The organism is Gordonia sp. UBA5067, from assembly GCF_002414845.1.
In the GTDB taxonomy this organism is placed as follows: Bacteria; Actinomycetota; Actinomycetes; order Mycobacteriales; family Mycobacteriaceae; genus Gordonia; species Gordonia defluvii.
The window spans coordinates 1-843 of sequence record NZ_DIAX01000049.1 but is presented as its reverse complement, the minus strand read 5'-3'; the positions used below and the strand labels follow the sequence as shown (position 1 = coordinate 843).

Annotated in this window: 1 protein-coding gene; it reads left to right on the top strand. The window is 64.5% G+C overall.

Going from position 1 to position 843, the window contains the following annotated elements; translation table 11 throughout:
* Positions 1–843 (top strand): AMP-binding protein (locus B4M62_RS08060; protein ID WP_290706511.1); only part of this gene is annotated, 843 nt, incomplete at both ends.

Below are 843 nucleotides of genomic sequence, written 5' to 3'. Positions count from 1 at the left end.
GGTGCGCGCGGTCTTCGTCGTCGGCGCCATCACCGATGAGCTGCGCGACGCGGCGGCGGCGCTCGACGGACGCACAGTGACGCTCGCGTCATTCGACGAGGTCGGCCAGTACTCGGCGGAGCGGAACTTCGAACCGCGCACCGGCGACGAGTTGTACCTCCTCTACACCGGTGGCACGACTGGCTATCCGAAGGGCGTCATGTGGCGTCACGACGACTTCTTCCGCAAGCCGATTTCGGGCGGGAACCCGTACGGTGACCCGCGCCAGGACTACGCGGAGATCGCGTCGGCGGTCAAGGACTTTCCATCCCTGGCGTTCCTGCTTGCCGCACCGCTCATGCACGGCGCTGCGTCGTATTCGTTGTTCACGTTCCTCTCCCTGGGGGGGCGACTGATCCTCGAGCGCGACTTCGACGCGAAGCAGATTGTGCGCAACATCGAGCGCGACCAGACGCAGATCATCCTCATCGTCGGCGACGCCATGGGATTGCCGCTGGTCGAGGAGATGGAGAAGCAGAAGGACGATGTCGACATGTCGTCGTTGTTCTCGATCGCTTCGGGTGGCGCCATTTGGAGCCAACATGTGCGTGACCGTTTGGTGGCGGTCAAGGAGGGGCTGCTGCTGCGGGACAACTTCGGCGCGTCGGAGTCGGGCAATGACGGCGAGATCACGATGGACGACGGCGGCAACCTCAAGGTGCCGCCGAGCGATCGCATGATCGTCGTCGACGAGCGCAACGAGCGGATCACCACTCCCGGCGAGGTCGGGTATATCGCGCGGATCGGTAACATCCCGCTCGGCTACTACAAGGACGAGGAGAAGACCGCGCGCACCATCGGCAG